The sequence below is a fragment of the Vibrio nereis NBRC 15637 genome (assembly GCF_001591105.1).
In the GTDB taxonomy this organism is placed as follows: Bacteria; Pseudomonadota; Gammaproteobacteria; order Enterobacterales; family Vibrionaceae; genus Vibrio; species Vibrio nereis.
This window is the reverse complement of sequence record NZ_BCUD01000002.1, coordinates 170,542-194,069: the sequence shown is the minus strand read 5'-3', so window position 1 is coordinate 194,069 and position 23,528 is coordinate 170,542. Positions and strand designations below refer to the sequence as shown.

14 protein-coding genes are annotated in these 23,528 nt (G+C 45.7%); 7 read left to right on the top strand and 7 right to left on the bottom strand.

The window, feature by feature from the left end:
* The first annotated feature begins 475 nt into the window (after positions 1 to 475).
* Both malT and VNE01S_RS03755 read left to right on the top strand, forming a co-directional pair.
* Positions 476 to 3,184 carry an HTH-type transcriptional regulator MalT gene (gene malT / locus VNE01S_RS03760; protein WP_053396034.1) on the top strand — a complete coding sequence of 903 codons (2,709 nt, stop codon included), beginning with the start codon at positions 476 to 478 and terminating at the stop codon, positions 3,182 to 3,184.
* A 167-nt stretch (positions 3,185 to 3,351) separates the two neighbouring features.
* The gene (locus VNE01S_RS03755; protein WP_053396033.1) at positions 3,352 to 6,231 is read left to right on the top strand and encodes an alkaline phosphatase family protein; all 2,880 of its coding nucleotides are present in this window, start codon (positions 3,352 to 3,354) and stop codon (positions 6,229 to 6,231) included.
* 72 nt (positions 6,232 to 6,303) lie between these two features.
* Here VNE01S_RS03755 and VNE01S_RS03750 read toward each other — a convergent pair whose 3' ends face one another.
* A complete protein-coding gene (locus tag VNE01S_RS03750) occupies positions 6,304 to 6,660 on the bottom strand; it encodes a YibL family ribosome-associated protein (RefSeq protein ID WP_053396032.1) in 357 nt (118 codons plus the stop codon).
* Between the two features lie 177 nt (positions 6,661 to 6,837).
* On the opposite strand from VNE01S_RS03750, the gene VNE01S_RS03745 reads away from it, so the two are divergent.
* Positions 6,838 to 7,230 (top strand): thiol-disulfide oxidoreductase DCC family protein, encoded by a 393-nt coding sequence (locus tag VNE01S_RS03745; RefSeq protein WP_053396031.1) that lies wholly within the window; start codon positions 6,838 to 6,840, stop codon positions 7,228 to 7,230.
* Between the two features lie 178 nt (positions 7,231 to 7,408).
* A complete protein-coding gene (locus VNE01S_RS03740) occupies positions 7,409 to 9,070 on the top strand; it encodes a methyl-accepting chemotaxis protein (protein WP_053396030.1) in 1,662 nt (553 codons plus the stop codon).
* Positions 9,071 to 9,131: 61 nt separating this feature from the next.
* Here the strand turns inward: VNE01S_RS03740 and VNE01S_RS03735 are convergent, their stop codons facing one another.
* Both VNE01S_RS03735 and VNE01S_RS03730 read right to left on the bottom strand, forming a co-directional pair.
* Positions 9,132 to 9,752 carry a LysE family translocator gene (locus VNE01S_RS03735; protein WP_053396029.1) on the bottom strand — a complete coding sequence of 207 codons (621 nt, stop codon included), beginning with the start codon at positions 9,750 to 9,752 and terminating at the stop codon, positions 9,132 to 9,134.
* Positions 9,753 to 9,920: 168 nt separating this feature from the next.
* Positions 9,921 to 10,166 (bottom strand): HP1242/YdcH family protein, encoded by a 246-nt coding sequence (locus VNE01S_RS03730; protein ID WP_053396028.1) that lies wholly within the window; start codon positions 10,164 to 10,166, stop codon positions 9,921 to 9,923.
* A 250-nt stretch (positions 10,167 to 10,416) separates the two neighbouring features.
* Between VNE01S_RS03730 and yegD the strand changes: the two genes are divergently transcribed.
* Both yegD and VNE01S_RS03720 read left to right on the top strand, forming a co-directional pair.
* Positions 10,417 to 11,769 (top strand): molecular chaperone, encoded by a 1,353-nt coding sequence (gene yegD / locus VNE01S_RS03725; RefSeq protein ID WP_053396027.1) that lies wholly within the window; start codon positions 10,417 to 10,419, stop codon positions 11,767 to 11,769.
* A 298-nt stretch (positions 11,770 to 12,067) separates the two neighbouring features.
* A complete protein-coding gene (locus VNE01S_RS03720) occupies positions 12,068 to 13,771 on the top strand; it encodes a methyl-accepting chemotaxis protein (protein WP_053396026.1) in 1,704 nt (567 codons plus the stop codon).
* A 125-nt stretch (positions 13,772 to 13,896) separates the two neighbouring features.
* Here the strand turns inward: VNE01S_RS03720 and VNE01S_RS03715 are convergent, their stop codons facing one another.
* From VNE01S_RS03715 to VNE01S_RS03700, 4 genes are all read right to left on the bottom strand, one after another.
* A complete protein-coding gene (locus tag VNE01S_RS03715) occupies positions 13,897 to 15,579 on the bottom strand; it encodes a flagellar assembly protein A (protein WP_053396025.1) in 1,683 nt (560 codons plus the stop codon).
* A gap of 225 nt (positions 15,580 to 15,804) precedes the next feature.
* Positions 15,805 to 17,817, bottom strand: coding sequence for a GNAT family N-acetyltransferase (locus VNE01S_RS03710; RefSeq protein WP_053396024.1), 2,013 nt, complete (start codon positions 17,815 to 17,817; stop codon positions 15,805 to 15,807).
* Positions 17,818 to 17,909: 92 nt separating this feature from the next.
* Positions 17,910 to 18,881 (bottom strand): ParB/RepB/Spo0J family partition protein, encoded by a 972-nt coding sequence (locus VNE01S_RS03705; protein WP_053396023.1) that lies wholly within the window; start codon positions 18,879 to 18,881, stop codon positions 17,910 to 17,912.
* Between the two features lie 7 nt (positions 18,882 to 18,888).
* Complete coding sequence (locus VNE01S_RS03700; RefSeq protein WP_053396022.1) at positions 18,889 to 20,106, bottom strand: ParA family protein; 1,218 nt, start codon at positions 20,104 to 20,106, stop codon at positions 18,889 to 18,891.
* 1,236 nt (positions 20,107 to 21,342) lie between these two features.
* On the opposite strand from VNE01S_RS03700, the gene VNE01S_RS03695 reads away from it, so the two are divergent.
* The gene (locus VNE01S_RS03695) at positions 21,343 to 23,313 is read left to right on the top strand and encodes a replication initiator protein RctB domain-containing protein (protein ID WP_053396021.1); all 1,971 of its coding nucleotides are present in this window, start codon (positions 21,343 to 21,345) and stop codon (positions 23,311 to 23,313) included.
* Positions 23,314 to 23,528: the final 215 nt, after the last annotated feature.

The following is a 23,528-nucleotide window of genomic DNA, read 5'->3' as shown; positions in this document are numbered from 1 at the left end:
TGCGGGCATATTAGGAGGAGAAGTCAGGGCGTAGAAGGCGTACAACCAGACGCTCAGTGATCTAACTCTCATTAAACTTGCCATTGGCACTAAGCGCTGGTGACTAAGATCACACCGCAAACGAAATCACCCTACTTCTGGTGTATGAAACTTAGATGTACTTAAAAACAACCAATCGATGAATATGTATACTCGATCACACTAAGATTTCTCCCATTTCCCATTTTTCATCATTATTGGTGCAAGAGAGGTCTTAAGTCGCACTTCCAAAAAGATCAAAAGGTGATAAAAATCACAAAAAAGAGGCGTAGATGAAAGCAAAGTGTGAATTACACAAGAAACTCGCCGTTGATCAATAACTGTAGTGACGGTTCTCAAGTAACATCCTCGACAACTGGTTCTTATTGACCAAAATTCCAACAACAACGCTCTACTTTAACCAATATAAAGAGCGGTTCAGAACAGGGATAAGAAGATGTGGATTCCTTCGAAACTAACCCGTCCGGGACGTTTACACAACGCGATTGTTCGTCCGAGAGTTCTTGATTTATTACAACAAGCTCCGTGCTATAAACTGGTTCTATTTCGCTCCCCAGCAGGCTACGGCAAAACCACCATGGCTTCTCAATGGCTGGCAGATAAAGTCAATGTTGGTTGGTACAGCATCGATGAAAGTGATAATGACTCCTTCCGTTTTATGAACTACCTGCTTCAGGCATTGAACAAAGCCACCAACAATGCTTGTCCAAATGCACAGAAGCTAGCCGAAAAGCGCCAATTCTCATCTCTTCACACCCTTTTTGGCGAAGTTTTCTCCGAGATGTCTGCTTTTCATCAAGAGTGTTATTTGGTGTTAGACGATTATCACCTCATCAGTGATGAAGAAATCCATGAAGCCATGCGCTTTTTCCTCAAGCACATGCCTGACAACCTGACGCTTGTCGTTACCAGCCGCGCCGCGCCACCACTTGGCACAGCAAACTTGCGCGTACGCGATCTGATGATAGAAATCGGCAATGATATGCTGGCGTTTGATACCGAAGAAACCACGCGTTTCTTTAACCAACGCGTCGCCGATGGCATCGACGATACAACAGCCACGGACTTAAGAAACTACGTAGAAGGCTGGCCTTCAGCGCTGCAACTTATTGCCTTGCAAGCACAGCATCAGCACAAGACGCTCGCTCAATCTGCTGAGTCTTTCTCTCACTTTAATCATGCGCATTTGTGGGACTACCTGGTTGAGGAAGTTTTTGATCTGCTGGATTCCGAAACACGCCGATTCTTATTGCAATGTTCGGTGCTGGATCACTTTAACGATGCACTCGTTTCTGCATTAACCGAACGCGATGACGCGCTAAGTATGATCGAGTCTCTCAACCGTTTTGGTCTGTTTATCCACCCATTGGAAGGGGAGCAAAACTGGTATCGCTTCCACAATCTGTTTGCAGAGTTTCTCACCCACGAGCGTTTTGCACGCATCCCCCAGCAAGAAACCACTCTGCATCAGAAAGCCGCACAAGCTTGGTTGAAACTCTCTTCGCCGCATCAGGCCCTTCGTCATGCACAAAAAGCGAAGAACAGCCAGCTAACAGCCGACATTATCGGCCAATATGGCTGGAAAATGTTCAACTCTGGAGAGCTACAAACGCTGGAAAAAGCGATCGAAACTTTAACTCCGGAACAGCTCTACAGTGAACCTAAGCTGTGTATGCTTCAGGCTTGGTTGGCACAAAGCCAGCACCGTTACAACGATGTGGGTGATCTACTTTCCAAAGCGGACGAGCAAATGAGCGCCTTTAACGTGGTATTAAGCACCAAAGAGCAAGGCGAGTTCAATGCACTGCGTGCGCAGGTCGCGATCAACCAAAATGAGCCGGAAAAAGCGCTCGAGTTGGCCGAATTGTCACTGAGTCAACTGGACAGTACCGTCTACCGCAGCCGTATAGTGGCAACGTCGGTGGTGGGCGAAGTGAACCACGTACTCGGCCATTTAAGCCGCGCCTTACCTATGATGCAGCAGACCGAAAAACTGGCTCGTCAGTATCAGGTCTACCACCAAGCGCTTTGGGCCATGCTGCAACAAAGTGAAATACTGATCGCACAGGGCTATGTTCAGGCCGCTTATGAAGTTCAGGACAACGCCTTTAAACTGATTGAAGAGCAACAGCTACAGCAAGTTCCCTTGCATGAGTTTTTGCTCCGTGTGCGGGCTCAAATATTGTGGTGTTGGAACAGATTAGACGAAGCAGAAGAATGCGCATACAAAGGACTGGATGTATTAGGTCGCCACAGCCCAAGTAAGCACTTACATAGCTACTCAATGCTGGCGCGTATTGCGGTAGGCCGCGGCGAGCTAGACAAAGCGGGTAAGTTCATCGAACAAATCGTCCACTTGCAGAAGCAGTCTGTCTACCATGTAGACTGGACGGCCAATGCGTCGTTGTCATTGATTCTATTCTGGCAAGCGCGCGGGGATCTTGAGTCAATTCAGCAATGGCTAGAAACAACGGTCAGGCCGAAACAAGCGTGTAACCATTTTACGCAATTGCAGTGGCGCAACATCGCTAGAGCTCAAATCAACCTTGGTTTGTATGAAGACGCAATCAATACGCTGAGCTTCATGCAACAGCAAGCCAATGAAAACCATTTGCTGACCGATCTGAACCGCAACCTGATTGTCGAAACCGCGCTCGCTGTCTCCATGCAGGACGACGAAAAAGCACGTCAGTGCCTTAGACAAGCACTTGAGCTGACCAACCAAACTGGCATGCTGGGTAACTTTTTGGTTGACGGTGCCAAGATTGGGCCTGTGCTGGAAAAACTCAATCACAAAAACGAGTTGGGTGATTTAGAGCGCCACCGCGCCCAACAATTACTGAAAGAGATTTCAACCACTCAGCGCAGTCGTTCGGTCCACTTCGATGAAGATTTTGTCGAGAAATTGGTCAATCACCCCAACATTCCAGAGCTCGTTCGCACCAGCCCACTCACTCAACGTGAATGGCAAGTTTTAGGCTTGATCTACTCCGGCTTTAGCAATGAACAAATCGCTCAGGAACTGGATGTGGCGGGTACCACGATCAAAACGCACATTCGTAACCTTTACCAAAAGCTGAATATTGCCAACCGAAAAGAAGCGGTGAAAACCGCCGAAAACCTATTGCAACTAATGGGTTACTAACCTTAATCACTAATAAGCGCAGCGATTTCTCGCTGCGCTTTTTTGTCTCTAGAATTCGACCGCACTCAGAATCCGTCTCAGGTAAAAAACCGCTACATATTCATCATTGCACTCATAGTAATTGATGCGACAATGAACAATATCTTGAGTATAAAGGATTTTAGTCAATGGCTTGGTTTAAGAAAAGTACGCTTGCGATAGCGCTGATCACCCCTCTCTCCCCTGTGAGCTTAAGTTATGCAGAGGTGGGGGATACTCCCGTCATTGGCGGTATTTTTAACTCCTCAGAAATTCTGAAAAACCAAATCACCTCATCACTTACCTATTCCACTCGCTTTGCGCGCGATATGACGCTGTTCACCATCGGTGGAATGACCCTAGAGGCGTATCTTCTAACTTTACCATTAGACGCCAAAACCAAAGCCAAAGTCATGGGACAGTTGGCCGATCCCACTTACGCCATTCCACTGGGTTACTTCCTGTACCAGTTTTATGACAGATACACAGGCATCAACGATGATGATCAGTTCAAAACCTATTTAAAAACGGTTTATGACGCTCAAGCGCTGAAAGGATTCGAGCACACGCTTTTTTCACTGGAAGACACACAACCACACAAGGTAAGTCAGCACAGTAAAGATCAGGCTCACCAAGAAGGGCTAAAAGTCGATAGCGAATTTATGGCGTCGATGGTGACGGTTTACGACGCACTTTTTCAAGTGGGTGAATGGCAGGATATGGATCGTCTGCCTGAACATTACACATACCTAACTAAAAGCGACAATGATCTGGCGCTGGTAAGAAAGATTCAACCGATCGTCGTCGGGATCTTGGAACAAACAGTTACCAGCATGGATGACGGCGATATGAAAAGTGCGGTAACGGCCATTATCCAAGATCATCAGCCTGAATTCGCCAACAAAACCAATAACAAAGCTCAAGCCATTACCATCAGCTTAATCGATTTTGTGCGTTTGAATGTTCTAAAAGCGTATCGCCAATTTGTGTACACCGATGAAAGACAAGAAAAACTGAACACCTGGCTGCAAAGTACCTTCGACTCTTCCCCTCAACGGGTCATCGAGTTTCTGCGCTCACAGCAAGAGCGACGTTTTGCCGTACAAATTACCGTTGATGGGTTACAACAAGGTTTGATGGAAGGCTTAGTGGATCCAGATAAGCCGTTTGTGAAGAAAGCTTACCAAGAGCACACTCGCCAACTCTCGGCTGAACCTACCTTTGAGCACTCACAGCCAGAACATGTTCAAGATACGCGCTTTTTACAGGTACTGTCCGAGCAAGTGTATAAAGATCCTCACTACCTGCCGTTTTTTAAACGTCTGTACAGTGAAAACCTAAACTCGATCGCGCGTGTTGGGGTGTCGTCGACTCCAACCATCAGCGTGCGAAACTTGCCGATCATTAAAACAGGCGCAAAAGTGTCTGGCGAATTTGGCACGGGCATTCCCAATTTTCATTTTGTCGATCGCCATGAAGACCGAGCTTATTACTTCTTTGGCAACGACGCTCTGCAACTCGATCGACTGATGCAAGCCAACCAAGTGCAAACCATGTTTGACCGTTTGACTCACTTGAAGACGCTCAACTGCAATGCGCAATACGATTGGAACGCGCAAACCAGTTACGACGCACTGGTTAACTTAGGCGCAGGAGAAGCCTTGCGTGATTTTGGTGAAAAACGCTGTTTACGAGAATTGAATGAGCGCGCAGACGTCGAGCAAGCACTCACCAAACAGCGCCAATCACTGATCGATAATATTGAGAGTTACCAATCGATCCCGGTGTGGGACATTTACACTCGGGTTACGCGCAAATGGAAAATTGAGCAAGATCTGCGTACCTTTTCAGAACTCGATGGTAAAGGAATGCCCGATTACACCTTGATCTATAACCCTTGGCCGGATCACTTTGCGCACTTTGTTGGCCCGTTCAGCGATGAGATCATTATGCCGACCGGTGAATTAAACCGACTGGATTACTGGATTGGTCAGATCGAAAAAAGCTATCAACGTGCTGGTGTGTATAGCAATACGCTGTTTGGAATGGCGGGGGATCATGGCTTATCTCCGGTTTACCATACTCTCAACCCTGAAAAAGCGGTTTTTTCGCCACTTGAGAAACAACTGGGCTACCCGCTGATCGTGAAGAAAATTTCGTCTGATGAAGGTGAAGGCCCTAAGATCACAAACGCACTTAACTACCCAAGTAATAAAGGCATTGATGTGGTGGTAGCCTCTACTGCGGGTGGTAACTTTATGCTCGACATGTTTAACTCCGCCCAAGGTTGGGATACTCAACCTACCTATGAAGAATTAACACGTTGGACACCGACTCACGCGAAGACAGGCAGCACCGTCGATATCATTGATAAAACACTGCATTACTTGGACGATAGCTTAGACTACATGGCGGTTCGCAACCGTACGTGTGATGAATCCAACTGCGAGGTGCGTTTAATCGCTAATCGTGCAGGCAAGCGCTACGACGAAGTCATCATCAAAAATGACGATCGCTATTTTTATCACTCCCTGAATGACAATGTATTATTGTTAGGAATGCAAACACTTAACCAGTATCTTCCGGCTCCAACTGAGCAGGAATTCGAAAAGTTTGGGCAACTGGTCAATCAGTGTATTCATCAAGCAAAGCAGTCTCAGCCAACCACTTGGTGTACCAGTGCCCAGTGGCGAGAGCTGTCACGCTTTACCCCAAGACCGGATGCTGTGGTGGAGCTGGCCAAACTGTACGCTGAAGATCGCGCGGGAAGCATTAATCTCTTCCCTAAAGACGGGGTTGGCTACAATACCAAAGTGCCAGGGCGCCATGCAGGAGAAAGCTACCTGGAAAAAGATGCTTTTATCGGATTCTGGGGTAAACCTATCGGCGATAGCCCAAACGCACTGAGTATTGAAGCAAATGGCTCGTTAGCGCCCACCTTGTATGAGTATTTGACTGGCGAGCCTGCGTGGGCAGGAGAAAATGGCTGGGGCTACCCTTCACTGTTGGATAAGTTAGATATCCGCTAACTCTCCTAACTTAGAGAGGCTGATATAGAAAAAGCGCCAATCGGCGCTTTTTAACTCTTGTGACGACAGCGATTAAAACTGCTTTGGTGCAAAACCTGTCATCACATCTAAACGAAGTTCTTTGCCCAATTTCGTCATTGGGTGAACAATCACCAGACCGCGTACCGATTTTTTTAGCTTACCTAGGTCGGCTTGCTCCGCTTTGGTGATCTCACGTGAGAACGGCATATCTAAAAGGCTTTTACGCTCTTTGTTCATGTCGTACTTTTGCTTACCTTGAAGCGAGTTGATTTTCTTTTCTAGCTTGTCGGCTTCGTCGGTAAAGCGTGTCACCAGTTCCTGATCACCACGTCCTTTCGCTGCATCCAGCTTACGTTTCGTGGTATCTAGGCGATTATGAAGTTGCTGAAGTTCTTGCTTTAGGCTCATAGGTACAGTCTCTAATGAATTCTGAAAGGCGGCGAGTTTAGCACAAGCCTACCTGACACCCTAGTGTTAATCATCGTGATCAATTCTAGCATTCCGGCCTGTTGAACCACATAATTAAACTGGTACAGAAACATAAAATTCACTCGCACAATTCGTGACTCTAAATGGAGAGCATCTATGCCAAATTTAACCATTTTCTACGATGGCACTTGCCCGATCTGCGCGCGAGAAATGCAGGCATTAAAACAACACGATAAAGATAATCTGATCAAGCTGGTGGATATATACTCAGACGAATTTTCCCTCTACCCACACATCGACGCTAACAAAGCATCAACCATTCTTCATGCACTCGACCAAGACCAAAAGCTATTACTTGGTTTAGATGTCACTCATCAAGCGTGGCAGTTGGCTGGAAAAGGATGGCTATATGCGCCACTGCGCTGGCCGGGCATAAAACTCTTGGCAGATTGGTGTTACATAAAATTCGCTAACAACCGTTACACCATTTCAAAGTGGCTGACGGGTAGACGAAAATGCGACAACGGCCAGTGTTTTAAGAAAAACTAGACTAAAGTCTAAGATCTCCACTTTTATTAACCTCACAACACTCACAGTCATACTACATTTTAATCGTTACTCTAATATCTAAACTTTAGGTCTAGATACCTTCTGCCAAATAGACAAAAAACAATTCATATCTGATCGCTGTGACGGACTATGAAAATAATAAAAAAAGGATTTCTGTATGAGTCTAACCATCAAAAGTCGCCTGTACATCTTGGCACTGATTCCGCTGCTAGTCGTCACTCTCGGCACCCTCAGCTACACCTACATCAAAACAACCGAGCTCAATCAACAACAAATCGAAGCTACCCGCTCCAATATGATGGATATGAAAAAAGCGGAGCTAAAAAACTATATCCAGATGGCTGAATCTTCTATCTCTCCTTTCCTCGCAAGAGGCGCCTCCTTTGAAGAAGCACTACCAACATTGCAAGCACTTGAATACGGTCAATCAGGCTATATATTTGGCTACGACTCGAAAGGAGTACGTAAAGTCACAGGCTCGAATCTAGACGGGGTAGGCAAAAATTTTTGGGACTTACAAGATAAAAAGGGCCACTACTTTATCCAAGATCTGATCCGAAATGCCAAAACGGGCGAGTTCACAACTTACTATTTTCCGAAACTGGGCGGAACCGAAACCCTGCCTAAGCTGAGTTACTCCATATTCATTCCTGAATGGGATGTAATGTTGGGCACAGGTTTCTATACCGATGATATTGATGCTGTTGTTGAGCAAATGGAAGCCACAACCACAAGCGCATTACATAAGACACTTTCCGCCATTGTGATGTTTTATATGTTGATTGCAGCCGCTGTTTTTGCTTTTGCTGTCATGGTCAACAGAACCATCATGAAACCAATTAAGTTGCTGGATACATCAATCCGTTCATTCGCCAGCGGTGAAGCGGATCTTACCGCAAGAATGGATGACTTTAACGCACCAGAATTCTCTGAGCTAAGCCGCAGCTTCAACGCGTTTGTCGCTAGCCTGCAATCCATTATCAGCAGCGTCAGTACCGTCGGTCATCAAGTCGTTGCGGAAACAAACAGCATGTCAGCGCGAGCTGCACAAGTGGATGAAATTGCATCTGGTCAGAGAGAAGAGACCGAACAAGTTGCAACCGCAATGACAGAGCTCACCACCACAGCGACCGAGATTTCAAATAACGCCAGCCAAGCAGCGCAATCGGCCAAAACCGCCGATGACAATGCAAAAGATGCGCAGAATGTTGTGAACTCAGCGGCGCAATCTGTGGAAGCGCTAGCGCAGGAAGTGACTCAAGCAAGTGATGTTATTTCTCGTCTGGAAGGTGATGTACAAAACATCGCGGTGTCTTTGGGGGTTATCCAAGATATTGCGGAGCAAACCAACCTGCTTGCTCTCAATGCTGCAATCGAAGCAGCCCGCGCAGGCGAACAAGGCAGAGGCTTTGCCGTTGTCGCCGATGAAGTGCGTAAGTTGGCGAGCCGTACCCAAGACAGTACGGGTGAAATCCACGCTATGATTGAACAGCTAAAAGCCGCATCAGACGCTGCGGTCAAAGCGATGGATTCGAGCCAAAATCTGAGTGCAACAACGGTTCAAGAAGCCAACACCGCCGCTCAGGCACTGGTGAAAATTCAAGAGTCTATCGGTACTATCATGGATATGAACGCACTCATTGCCACCGCGACAGAAGAGCAGAGTATCGTCGGGCAAGAAATATCCCAGCGTGTAGTGGTGATATCAGATCAAAGCGCACAATCAGCCAAGCTGGCTAACGAAAACCGCTCGGGTAGCCAAGAGCTCAACCACAAAGCAACTGAATTGTACGATCTTGTCGACCGATTTACGGTGTAAATTGCTCAGCCGAAAAATAAAAAAGCCCGCATTTCCGCGGGCTTTTTTGTAAATACCAGAATTAACTGACGAGCAACCAAACACCAACTCCCATCATTAAGGTACCAGCGATTCGGTTCATCAAGCGAACATTTTGAGAGTGTCCTAACACGCGTTTCAACCCTTTCCCACCTGTCGCATACAGCGTCATACACAAAAATTCAAAACAGAGAATGATGCTAACAAGAATCACAAGCTGAGGCGCCAAAGCGACACTCTGATCAATGAATGGGGGAAGCAAAGAGATCATAAATGCCCAACCTTTCGGGTTGGCAATCGCGGTAACAAAGCCTTGCACCACTAGGTCCCAATCACTTTGTGGGGCTTGAGTTGCCTCTTCCATGTTGATCGCTAACTTGCCGCGTGAACGCCACATCTGCACGCCAAGATAAAATAGGTAACTGCCCCCTATCAACTTAAGCGCAACAAATAGCCAAGGGTAATTAAGCATCACCGCGGCAATGCCAAGTACAGCGGCAACGGCGACTAAGCCTACCCCTACTAACTCCCCCGCCATCATCCACAATGTACGTTTATAACCGACACTCATGCCCAACGTCAGTGCGAGTGTCATACACATACCAGGCGTAATGGAAACAAAGAAAAAGGTTGGAATAAACATTCCCAGCAATGCGGTATTCATCGGATAGTGTTCTTTATGGTTCGTTATTGACTAACGAATCACATTATCACGATTTATCTAAATGTGGAGTGAAATATAAGCCATCTAGGCTATGCAACCTGAACCTGGCTGAATACCCTCGATCAAAAAAGCAGAAACACGTTGTTTCTGCCTTTCTCTGCTGTTGATCTAATTCGCGGCTTGGGTGATCTTGATGTGAAGATCGTCTTTCATTGCCGCCCGATCCTGTTTCATTTTTAGCATTTCTTCATCACTGACTGGCGAGTCTCGCAATTCGAGTTTCCGGATCTCCTGGTCTAAAAGATCGTATTGCTTCATATCGGCAAGAAATGCTTCGTCCGATTGAGACAGTGCTGTGATCGTATCTTTGTATTCTGGAAATTCACTTAACAGAGAATGATCTTCACCTAACATAGTAACCCCTTTTGTCGCTCTTAGTGGAACATAAATAGATGGTTATGTGACCAATTCTAGCACTTTAAAACGTATTTACATGAGATCCATGTCTAACCACAAGGGGACAACAACCGAAACAACGCGGTCAAACATCCACACTTTTTATCCACGTAAAAATTCAAAGTTACACAACGGCCAAGTAACGATGTAGAAAACGTATCCGCATTGAGGTAGCATTGCCGACCTTTTTTCATGTGTAGGAGTGAATATGTTTATTGGATTTGACTATGGTACGGCCAACTGTTCTGTAGCAAAAATGGTGGAAGGAGAGCCAACACTCCTCAAACTAGAAGGTGACAGTACCTATATCCCGTCAACATTGGCAGCCCCAACGCGTGAATCTGTCGCGGAATATCTTTTCAAGCACAGAGACATCAAACCCTTTGATGCATTGGGTGAGCAAGTTTTACGCCGGGCGATCGCGTTAAACCGCGAAGAAGACATTCAGCTAGAAGCGTCTGATCTTGCCTTTGGCAACGCGGCATTGGATCTCTATCTTGAGGAACCCAGTGAAACTTACTATGTAAAATCACCCAAGTCTTTTCTGGGTGCGTCTGGTCTGCGAGACGTACAAATCAGTTTCTTTGAAGATCTGGTCTGCGCGATGATGGATAACATTAAACGCAATGCGGAATCTGACGCACAAGAAATTATCCAAGATACCGTGATTGGTCGCCCTGTGAACTTTCACGGCAGAGATAGCGAAGCTGCTAACCAACAAGCCGAAGCGATCCTACTCAAAGCCGCCAAACGTGCGGGCTTTAAAAACATAGAATTTCAGTTTGAGCCTGTTGCGGCTGGCTTGGAGTACGAAGCCACACTCACGGAGAACAAAACTGTGCTGGTGGTGGATATTGGTGGTGGTACCACAGACTGCTCGCTAATCGAAATGGGGCCAAACTGGCGCGGCCAGCCGGATAGGACGCAAAGTTTGCTCGCACATAGTGGACAACGTGTGGGCGGAAATGATCTCGATATAGCACTGGCTTTTAAACAACTGATGACCCCTTTTGGCCTCGGCAGTAAAACCATTGCCAACATCGCGATGCCACATATCCAGTTTTGGAACCCGATTGCAATCAATAGTGTTGACGCGCAAACCGATTTCTATTCTCGTTCTAACTTAACCAGTTTGATGCAACTAAAAAAAGAAGCGCAAGAACCGGAGAAGCTGGCTCGGTTGCTAGAAGTATTCCATGAAACATTAGGCTATCGCATTGTTCGCCATGCTGAAGAAGCCAAAATTGCGTTGTCCGATCATAGCCAATATCGAGTCATGATGGAGCTACTGTCAGAACGGCTGGAAGTAGATATTCGTTTCGAAGACATGATCAACGCCATCGAGTCGCCAAAACAAAAGATGGCTGAATTGGTCAAAGAAGCCGTTATGCAAGGTGGCGCGACACCAGACGCTATCTTTATGACGGGTGGCTCTGCACGCTCTCCCATTCTGCGCGGTGCAGTGCAAGAAACATTGCCACACATACCTGTCGTGAGTGGTAACTACTTTGGTTCGGTAACCGCGGGTTTAGCACGCTGGGCCGACGTCTGCTTTAAATAAGCTTCATACTCTCGCTATTTCCTCTCAAAAAGAGGCTTACACGGCCTCTTTCATACGAATCGCCTACACTCCCCTTGGCAAACTAAGCTCTCAATATTTCCTACTGATTAAGTGTTAATTTCACACTTTGCGTCGCACTTACATACAAAATATATAGAAAAACATGACCGCAATAACACTCTAATCAAACAAGGCTTTTAGCGAATTGAGATCTATGACTCACATCATCTTAATCTACTACCTAAAGTGTTCCAATTTAGATAAATAAGAAAACACTAAATAAAAGGTAACGATATATATGCCCGCCTCTCATCGCAGCCACTCTGTGCAAACCAACCAAGCAAGCTGGCTCCAACACTTTTCCAAAGTAAGTGTTAAATTAAGAGTCAATATACTATTTATCTTCGCCGCATTTACGATACTTGGCTACCAAGGTGTAACTGGGATGCAAGAGAGCGAAGGATACTTAGATACTATGTATCGCCAAGGAATGCAGCAAAGTTTTAGGACCAGTAAAGTGATCGATGAACTCGGCAATGCACGCAGTTCTTTACTGCTCGCCTTCCAACACGATCCGTCTTCAAAGTTTGCTTCAATGCACGATCACCCGCTCGATAGACACATCTCAGATATTGAGTCAGCAATAACAAATCTACACCGTATTGTAGACGATGAGTTGCTCACATCAGATTTGCGCCAAGAGCATATCGAGGTAGTAAAAAATCTCGCATCAACACTGGATGTCATCACCGAACAAGGGTTTAATCCAGCGATAGAACAGCTCCATCAACAAGATTTCAATCAAGCAAACTTCATTCTGCTGACCAAAATAAACCCTCTGTACATCGAGGCATATCAAAGCGCAGACTTGTTCTTATCAATGCAAGAGCAACAAGGTGCCGCGAGCTTTAAACGCGCTCAAGAAAACACCCAGCGTTTCATTGTCGTTGTCAGTGCGATTGCCGTACTTGCTTTGCTGTTTATTACTGCGATGTCATTATTGATCGCTCGTCGAGTCAACCAGTCTGCTCAGCAATTGGAACAATCAGCAAGAGACATCGCCGCTGGTGACCTCACTCAACGTATCGCTATACAAGGTAACGACGAGTTCAATGACATTGCGGAGTCGGTCAACAAGATTGTGTCTAGCTTCCAACACGTTGTACAAACCAATCGTGATTCAATCGACCAGCTAGCGAAATCAGCGGAATCAAACTCTGCCATTGCTGAGCAAACCAAACAAAACATTGTTTCCCAGCAAGCGCAGACAGAACAAGTCGCGACCGCAATCAATGAATTCACCGCAACCGTTCACGAAGTCGCACAGAGCGCAGCGTCTGCTGCAGATGCTTCTGAGCAAGCAGACCTAGCCGCAGAAAGTGGGCAAAGCGTTGTGAAGCAAAGTATTGAGATGATCGAGAGTCTGTCTCAAGAGTTGCAGGAGTCGGTCGAGTCCATGCATGTCTTAGCACAGCACTCTGAAGAGATTGGTAGCGTGGTCGATGTGATTCAAGGCATTTCTGAGCAGACCAACCTGCTGGCTCTGAATGCCGCGATTGAGGCAGCCAGAGCCGGTGAGCAAGGCCGTGGTTTCGCCGTCGTTGCCGACGAAGTGCGCTCACTGGCCAGTAAAACGCAAGAATCAACCCAGGAAATATTACAAACCATCCAGCGCTTACAACAAGGGAGCCGAGATTCAACACAACGACTAGAAGCCGGTGCGAATAGCGCATTAGCCACCGTTGAGAAATCAAGAGAAGCGGGAGAATCACTCATTAAGATCAAAGAGAGCGTTGATCAAATTTCCGCAATGAACGTTCAAATTGCGACGGCAGCCGAAGAGCAAAGCTTAGTCACCGAAGAAATCAATGCCAATATTTCTGCGATCAGTGAAATTTCCCAACAAACCGCAACGGGCGCTGAGCAAAGCAGTACCGCCACACATGAGCTTGCTCAGCTATCTGATACGCTGAAAAATGAAATAGAGCATTATCGAGTCTAAATAGCGGCTTTACTGAACGCATCAAAACCCTTAGAAATACAAAAGCCAGTACCGAAAGGTAACTGGCTTTTTTAGTGCGGTTTACTATAAAAGGTTACGCTTCACTGTAACGCTCCCCAAGCTAGCTAAACCTCATCTTGCTCGAAGGCTTCTTCATCCAACATCGAGCTACATTTAATCTCATACTGATTGAACGAGAAAATACTTGGACCATGAACTCGCTTGGTTGTGATCTTTTCATCGCCAAACTGTGCCGTCACGTGGGTGAAGACTTTACCTGTCACTTCAATTTTGGCCTCTTCAAGCGCGTGGTTAAGATCGGCTTCATTGACGTCCCTTGCAAGTTTGGCCGCTTCTAAATTTGTATTGGCTTCTAGCTTTTGCGTTTCAAGCGTTTGCTCTTGCTCTGGGGTACGTTCTGATTTAGGTATTTTTTTCAGCTCAAGCTCTTGGCGAATAACCGCCATGGTCGCTTCTTGAGATTGGGTGTATTGCTCTTTAAGTTTGGCCTGGCGTTCTTTATAAGTCTGGAAACGAGCAAAGGCTTCAACGTATGTAGCCGTATCACCTTCTACACCCAATTCGACACACTTCACTTTTCCACCCACTTTTGCGTGTCCACCGCTGAGCGTGCCTTGTTTTCCATTGGCATCAGACACAATCAAATCTTTACCACAACGAACTTCACTATTCATACAGTGCACATCTAGGTGGATGTCTTCCGCCGCTTGAAGCTCTGAGAACTGCGCGTATTTGGCATAAATCGAGCCGCCCGATTTCACAACACAGCTTCTCTCTTCACCTTCAGAAACGTTGTGGCCAATAATTCCCTTAGCAACATGAATATCGCCTTTAGCCTGCACATCAGCGGATTCGATAAACCCACCAACCGTGACACTCCCTGTAGCGCGTACAATCATGTCAGATTCGACATTACCCAGTACGACGACGTCCCCTTTAAATTTCACATGCCCGGTACCAACACCAACAGTCGGCAGACAAATCGCTTCTGTGACATCCACACTGCGATCATGAATCACTGGCATACCAGATATCGCCGCGATTAATAAGTTTGGATTCTCATTGGAAATAACCGATCCCTTGCCTTCTTTCAGCAGCATATCTTTACCTACTTTCGCAGGAATAACACGACCAAGAACCGATACACCCGCTTCGCCCTCTGTCGCAGGGATTCTTTCCATTAACGCGTCACCCTCGGCGACGGAAACGGTCCCGCCTAGGTTCAGCATGTCGACTTTTCCTTCGCCCTGCTTTTCTTTGGGCGCGAGAACTAGCTTGGTTGGGTCTTCTACCAGAGCACGTAACTCTGTATCTTGACCATCGACGGGTGGCTTGCCGATCGCGACAGGTTGCTCAAAAGTTTCGCCTGGTTTGAGCTTGTGGCTCATGACTAAAACTTTCTTGAGCGCTAGTTTATTAATCCCTTTTACGACATGTGCTTCTGCAAGAGCATTGACAATCTTAGGCCCAGTGAGAGGCTGACCTTGATAAGCCCCAGTCAGCACCATGGTGGCCAGCATATCATTTTCTGAAATCACGACCTGAACCTGAACATCTCTCACCTCAGCGATAGTTACGCCTTCGTAGGCTTCTGTTTCGCTTTTTTTCGCAAGTTTCAGAAAGCGGTCGACTTCCTCGTCCAAGACGAAATAATCTTGGGCTTGAATTTGCTCCAACGCATTTTCAAGCCCTTGCTGATCGGTGCTGTTATCAAGTTCGACATCAGGCATCAGTTTGGCTAAGACAGAGAGCTTATCCTCGGATAGTTCCAACAACTTTTCCCACATATACTACGAGCCTATAAAACATCCTGTTTTGAGTGTATGCAATTTTAGAAGTTATCTAAATCCAAAGTACTACAAATTAGAGCCTAGTCACTGAATGGTGTTATTCAACGGGAAAGGAGGATTGTGGATTCGACTGCTGAGTGGGTGTTGTGTTCAGATTTACACTGTAAAAAGTAAGCTCTGATTTTTACAGTGTAAATTGAGATTGAGAACGGGTGAGTGAGGCTACTTTTTACAGTGTAAATTCAGGTTAGATAGCAGGTCTGCCATGTCACTCCTTAGTTGTAGCTCAGCTTGTTTCTTACCAACCAAGGCAAACTCTTTCACACATTGCTCCCAAGAACAGTTTTGTACGAACTTACGAATGAGAAAATCACTGGCTGACATCAGTCGCTTTGGATACGCCATCCACCAAGCCGCAAATACCGGCGCGACGCTATCATAACTTGACCCGCCCTTAGCGTAGTTTTCGATTAAGTGCACGGCTGTGGGGTTAAGTGAAGAACTCTCATCTTGTAACAACACTCGTACTAGGTCGAGTTCGAGATCTTGAAACAAGGTAGAAATTGAAAACTGGATAAACTGACGGAAGTAGGACTCGACATCTTTCATCCAAGTACCGTCGCCAGAAACCATGACCAAAGAATGTGTTCCACTCGCTTGCTCTCTCGCGCTGCCTAACTTAACTGGCATGAAACCACATTTCTTCCAGAACGAGACCAGTTCGGCTGTAGCACCAAAACTGGTGGAGTAAAACTCAGCTTCTGTTATCTCTCTCAGCTGTGACAGCAATCGCTGCCCTACTCCCTGTCTTTGCAGTTGAGGATGAACAGCAATGCGCATGATTCGAAGACTGCGGCAACAAGCAGCTTGGGTAACTCCCAGTTGATTCGCCAGTGTGGTGGCGACTAGGTGTCCTTTAGGGCGGCGTTTCCCCTGCTGTATCTGCTCAATTAGAGCCTCATCCAATTCACCTTCTTGCACCGTCAATACGCAGCCTATGCACACGTCACCAGAAAAAGAGGCATAGAGCTGAATCGCATCGTCTGCGAGTAATAACATTAGGTCATTGGGTGATGTTTGATAATGTGCATTCACCAATAAGGCAAAACAAGCACGAAGCAGTTGTGGTTGTTGGAGTAATTGCTGTTTGGTGATATGAGTAAGTATCCCGCCGTCTTGCTGTCCCTTAGGTAATTTCTGTAATTCCGCATCTAACAAAAACGAATCAAAGTGCCATTGTTCGAGCGGGTCGTTGCTATTCCAGCGTATCGGTTGATCAAGATGGATATGATTATAATTAGGGCGATGCTTAGCTAGCCATGACTGGAATTTGAGTGTGAAGCCGCGACCACAACCTTCGTACCCATGGACCGTGGTAGAAAAAACAGCGCGATGGTAGTGTTCGACCATTTTTTTCAGCATGGGAATAGGAATCGCCGATGCTTCATCGACAAAAAGACAATCACACGTAGGCTGATTGCGCAGCAGTTCATCGGGCGCAACAAACTCTAATACAGAGTCATCAAAAGTAAGCCTCCCCTTTTCTTGCTTCGCTTGTGGCAACAAACGTAGTGCGTGCTCAAACACAGGTTGAATCGTTGCAAGCGTTGGCGCGGTAGCCATAATATGAATGCTTCGAGCTAGCATAAGCTCTGCCGCCGCAATGCCCAGCGCACTGCTCTTCCCTCTTCCTCTATCTGCCGTGATCACTAACGGACGTTTTCTGTGTCCTTCTATCACTTTTCTGATTTTCTCAACCGCTAGGTTTTGCTGGGAATAAGCCTCTAAGGTGGTATCAACTTGTGCAGGAATACAAGGCAGTGGCTGATTCTGCTCAACAAAAATTAACTTACCTAAAGCATTCTCCAGCCACTGATCATCCACTGCATTTGATGGTGTCGGCTTGGGTATAATAACAACCAGCCCTCCACCGACAACGCAGCCAAGTGCAGCACTGAAACTATTGGCGTCAAACCCTTCCGTGAAGTCACAAATAAGTAGCTGGCATTCTTGTCCTAATAGACGCTGCCCTTTTGAATAACGAACGCACTGATGAGAAAAAGAATGGGCATCTCCACCCACCTGGAAGATTTGATTGCTCGATACTTCGCGGGAGATTTGCTTAAGCCATTGCAGCTGCCACGGCTGATCGCCCTTTAATACCACACCATAACGGTGGTGGCTGGCAGAAGCGGAATGAATAAGCTGACGTACAAATTTTGGGGTGGCAACCATGACAAACTCAAATAAAGAACAACATTAGAAGAGCAATATTATGGCACAAAAAAAGCCGCTCTCGGCGGCTTTTAAAACGAACTTAAGGGACGTTAGCTCAATTTACCTGAAACGAAATCGAGGATTTCTTGCATTAGCGAATCGTCAACCTTTTTAAGGTTTAGTGACAGGTTGTTACCCTTACGAACATAGCTAGCACGCCCTTTGATTAAATCGGTTTTCGCGACTGCTTTCGCTTTCGTTGGCGCCAACTCTTCAATCCAGGCTTCAATGGTCTCTGTAACATCTTTAGTAATGCGAGCGACACCTTGCGCTGCACTACGCTGCCAAACAAATCCATCTTCTGACTGGCACTTGCCTAGCAGTTCAGAACGTTTTTTATCATCGAGCGTATTGTATTGCTTATGCAGTTTTACGATCGTTGGACGACCCAAATCAGCCACATTAGGGTATGCTTGTAGCAGCTCAAGCGGTAAATCCGCCGCCTTCAATGCCCCACTGACTAACGCTTCACTGCACTGGAACATTTTAGCCAGCGCTTTTTGGTCTTCCGCTTCGCCACTTTCTAGTTTGGCCAACATTTCTTTCCCTTTCTCAAACAGAGAAAGCGGCTTATGCGCGTTAGCGACATCTGACAGGAACTTAGCGTGTTCGCCGCTGATGTTTTCGCCCACGTAAACAAGGAATTCTTTTTCCGCTAAGATACAAGACATGCGGCGACGGCTGCCGTCTAGAACTTCAATTTTGCCATCTTCACGCTTACGACCCACCGCTGGATATTGCTGACCACGCTCTCTTAACGTAACCAACACATCAGACAGTGCGTGCTCGTTCAGAAAAGACTGCTCACGGGCATTTTCAGCAAACACGACGGTTGCATCGCTGACTTCATGAGCCGGAATACGTAATAATTCAAACTGAACGGTATCTTCACCAGCCACTGCCAGTTCAATCACTTGAGCTTGCTCTTTTGCCGCCTGCTGAGCTTGCTGCGGTGTAGTTACGTGGCGTTTGTTCGCCTTACCAAATAATCTTGCGTTTAAATCTGAAGTTTTAATTGCCATTATCTATTTACCCCTGATTTAGTGAAGTCCAATGACTATGAAGTACGCGTTCAAGCTCTAGTGCGCTTTTCTGTACCGCATCCTGAGCGGTAGCGAGCGTCTTCTTACCACCTTCAAAATCGCTTGTTGTTAAGTCAAATACCGTGCTGTAAGTATCGGCACAGGTTTCGAATGCTCGACTACGTGGAATAGTCGCCATCATCACTTGATCACCCAACAAGTAGTTCATTTCCGTTAGAACGGCGACCTGCTTTTTATTGTCATCTTCAAACATGGTCGGCATTAAACGAACAAACTCCAAACCTTGCCAGTCATCTGGGAACATTTCGTACACGGTCGGAAGATGCTGGAAGAAGTTAACGGTTGACGCCCAGTCTAAACGCTTAGCCGCACACGGAATTAGCAGCGCGTTAGATGCATACATCGCATTCCAAACCAGTGGGTCAACGTGTGGACCGGTATCAATCATGACGACATCGAAGTCATCCGCAATTTTGTCGATCAACTTTTCTTTCAGCAGCTTCACAATGTCTAGCGACTGATTTTGAGACAAGTTTTGCCACGCTTCAGCGTTAAACATCGCATCTTCAGGGAATGCAGATACTGTCTTCAAGTTTGGGTATTGCGTTGGAAGCAACACGTTTCTGCGCAAGAAATCGGTGTCAACCTCTGTCCCCTCAGGCACGTTATCCAGCATAACATCCACCGCAGAGTAAATGTTTTCATGGTCTGCAGTGCTGATTTGTGGGTTTAAGAACAAACGAAGTGACCCCTGAGGGTCCAAGTCGATAAGACAAATGCGGTAACGCTTATCAAGATTCAGTGCCAAGCACGCTGCGAGGTGAACCGCTGTCATGGATTTACCTGTACCACCCTTCTGGTTCTGCACGTTGATAATCCAAGGCTTATTGTCACCGTTTTTCTTACGTTCATGGAATTTAGGTATGCCAGCCGCATCCATCAACATATGAGCTTCTTGAAGCGAGATCGAGTAATGGTTGGCATTGTTTTTTGTAAACTGATGGCCAGATTCTTCTAATTTGCTAATAGCGTCGTCCAGTTTACGTCGGGTTAAACCTGAACGCGTTTCCATCAATGCCTTTGACATTGGCGGGAAGTGATCATCGTTTCGCTCTTCCAACACAATCTCAATGCGGTCAGCCTGAACCTGTGCAGTTTGCTCAGCTAATTGAATGAGACTTTCGATGGTTTGTTCTCTTTTCATTGCCAAATTCCGTTATTAATGACTTACTTACGATTGTACAGCATTTAAAGCTTTAGACAATAAAAAGGTGAACATTCACTTCTGGATAAAAATCACATTAAATAGAAAACTTTTACTAAATTTATTGCAGAGAGTAAAAAAGCGGCAAAATTTTGTCTTTTTTATGCCGGCTAAGGCCGGCTAAGCGTGTAAAAGTAGCACAGATTTAAATTGTCACAGCGTCACTTATTTACAATGTAAAGAGAAGGAAGAAATAAAACCCTCCGGAACGATTAGCTTGACAGTTTATTTTACGGACGATGTATTTTTGACCATAACAACAGCACAGAGCGAACCAAGCGTAGTAGGTTTGCGAATATTAAAATCAAATTGAAAAAGTTGGACTCAAGCATTACCGAAACTATGATCAAGGGGAACATCATGATCATGCTTTCGGGCGTATTTCTCTATATAGGAACAATGATCAAGGAAATATAGGCACTATCACAATCATTCCATACCCATGATCGAATAGGCAAAAAGATCGGAACAATGATCAAGCATCTCAACTATTCGGAAGCATGAAAAAACACATCGAAATTACGGAAGAATGCTGATGGACTAGGGCTCGAGGGAGAAATTAGCTAAATACATCATTCATATTGAACAACCACGCTGTAAAGCTTAGTATAAGCCCACTTTTCTTGATCATGCTTTCGAGCCAAGTAATGCATATCTAGAAATGTGGATAACATTTCATTTGTGTAGATCGAACTTGCACTTCAGTCAGATTTGGACTCAAATTTGCTTTTTTATCCTCTTCCTTGATCATTCTTGCGGAGCTTTAAAGTACGATCGTGTCTCCATGGCCTAGTATGAAAGGTAAGATATTCATTCGCTTGTGGATAAAGTGTTGGAACTTGATGATCATGCTTCGGTAGTTGTTTTGATCATGTGTTCGTTCACTTGATGATCATGGTTCTGGCATTTTTTGATCATGCTTTCAAAGACTTATTGATCATGCTTTCGTGAAATACATGATCATGCTTTCAGACGCTTAAAAAAAAACTGGTTATTAAACAGTTGGTTAAAAGCAAAATCACAGCCTGATCAATAGATCATATAATCATTTAAGATCATATTAATCAGAAAGATCAGTTATTTAAAACAACAAGTTTTTTCTTTATTTATGATCTTTTTTTCTTTATTCTTCAGGAACTATAGCGATATTACGGCCAGTGTGATACGGATCTAAGAATGAGTTCGGAAGAAAAAGTACTGATCAAAGCCCCAAGAAGCCACAAAGATGGACATTTATTTGAGGTTTCTGAAACAGCAGTTAATTGGATAGAGCAGTACCAACATTTTAAAGGGGTAACGAAAAGTATCTTAGAGCTTCTGAACCTTATCTCTTTGCGTGGCTTCAGCAGCAAAGATGGTTTAGTGTCTACGACAGAACTGATCGAAGCGACAGATGGGCAAGTGACGCGCGCGGCTATCCAACAACGACTGAGAGCAGCAGTGAATATTGGTTTGTTTCACCAAATGCCAGTACGCTTCGAAGAAGGCCTTGCTGGCAAAACCATGCTGCACCGTTTTGTAAACCCAAGCCAGCTGATTTCAGTACTTGGTGCCACCAGCCTAGTGACCGAATCTGTTAAGCAAAACGAAAAGCAGAAACGTTCGAAGGCTTTAGCTCAAACCCAAGTCAATAAGCGTCTATTGAACGAGCACGGGTTGAACACACCACCAGTGATGAAAGACGAAGCGGATCAATTTGTTGTTTCTCCAACGAATTGGGCTGGGATCATTGACCAGGCTTTGGCTCCGCCACGTACCCGTAAGCAGTACCAGAAAAGCATGGTTTCGATCTCAGGCACACGCGCGGTCATTGAAACTCGATCTTCAAAAAATATCATGACGGTCGATGATCTTATGACGCTGTTTGCGCTGTTCACGCTGACGGTTCAATACCATGAACACCACCAGCATCAATATCAGCTGGATGGTACACAAGTACCCAATAAAACCCCGCTTTATATTACGGATATTTTGTCACTACGTGGAAAAAAGGATAGTGGTCCTGCGCGTGACTCTATTCGTGACAGCATTGATCGAATTGAGTTTACCGATTTCCAGCTGCATGAACTTACCGGTCGATGGTTAAGCGAAAACATGCCAGAAGGCTTCAAGAGCGATCGTTTCCGATTTTTGGCCCGTACCATCACTGCATCAGAAGAAGCCCCTACAGAGGGCGCAGACGGCGAAATACGCATTAAACCGAACCTATACATCCTTGTATGGGAGCCATCATTCTATGAAGAGCTGTTAACGCGTGATTATTTCTTCCTGTTTCCGCCGGAGATCCTGAAGCAGCACACGCTGGTTTTCCAACTCTACAGTTATTTCCGAAGCCGTATGTCTCGCCGCCATACCGATGACATGCTGCTGAGTGAGCTAAACCAAAAGCTGGCGCGAAATATAGAATGGCGCCGATTCTCGATGGACTTGATCCGTGAATTGAAAAGGTTGTCTGACGGAAAGGGCAGTGAGGATCTTTTTGTCGTCAACTTATGGGGCTATCACTTAACGATCTCAACCATGCTTGAGAAAGGTAAGATCAAAGATTATCACTTTGACATTAAGTGTGATGCGGAAGAAGTACTGCGTTATTCTCGCGCTCGCACAACCAACGCTGGTAAACGTAACATGGCCCCGACGTTGCCAAACCCATTGCGTAACGAAATGGTCACCAAGCAGCAGCTTGAAGAAATGTCGCAAATTATCGACGGCGAATTCGAGCCTATCCAACGAAAAGAACGAGCGCCAAAAGGCAAATTGGGTCGACGAGTGAAACAAAGAAAACACTTGGTAGAGATCAATGCCGATGAAATTACGATCACTCTGTCAAAATATACCTCTCCAGAGGCCCTAGAACGCTCTATAGCCGCTTTAGCTGCGATGACCGGACATTCCCATAGCTCAATCCAAGACGAGTGTCTGGAGCTTATAGACAAGCTTGATTACTTGAGGGTAGGGGACAATGTGCTCCCATACGAGACATTGAGTAAGATGGTGGAGCTTTACAATAGTCAGCGTGAAAATAAGCACCTCTCCATTGAGCGGTTAATTGCGGGCCTTGCTGTACGCAGGAAAGTGTGTAAACAAGTGCTGGAAGGGCATTTGGATGAAAGCGTTTTCCGCGCTCTCGATGAAGTTGCCGTGTAATACACTCAATAGCCAGCGTAAAAGCTGGCTATTATTATTGATCCGTACGTAAAGTGGACGGCATCATAGATATCAGCCTGCAGACAAACTGCACACATATAACTGACAGTGAACTGACATTAACGGCAAGGTGCATGTGTATGATTCACCACGAATAGACAACCTTAGTCCTTTCTTATAGATATGGGATTTGTTATCCCAGATAGATTGGCTCA